The organism is Brevibacterium sp. SIMBA_078 (assembly GCF_046534565.1).
Taxonomy (GTDB): Bacteria; Actinomycetota; Actinomycetes; order Actinomycetales; family Brevibacteriaceae; genus Brevibacterium.
On the sequence record NZ_JAWRYQ010000256.1, the window covers coordinates 1 to 268 of the forward strand.

1 protein-coding gene is annotated in these 268 nt (G+C 51.5%); it reads right to left on the reverse strand.

From position 1 onward, the window contains the following. On the reverse strand, positions 1–137 hold a 137-nt coding region (locus tag SB749_RS19640), incomplete at its 3' end, for an excisionase family DNA-binding protein (RefSeq protein WP_410711784.1). Positions 138–268 lie beyond the last annotated feature (131 nt).

Consider the following 268-nt stretch of genomic DNA (forward strand, 5'->3'; position numbering starts at 1 on the left):
TCAACAGAAGCAACATCGATATTTATCTCGCCGTTCCGGTTTCTCGGCAAGACTTCTTCGAGCTTGCCCGAGTCGAGGAGCCTTCGGATGTGTGGGCGACTGACGAATAGGTAAGTTGCTGCTTCTGAAATGGTCATGACGGGGCCTTACACAAATGTGTTCCGCTTCAATGCGGCGCGCCGTAAGCGAGATCTACACTAGCTAGCGTCGTGAGCGAGCAAGGTACGACATCGTTCCAATTCCTTTCTAAGCTCGTCGATTTCAGCTT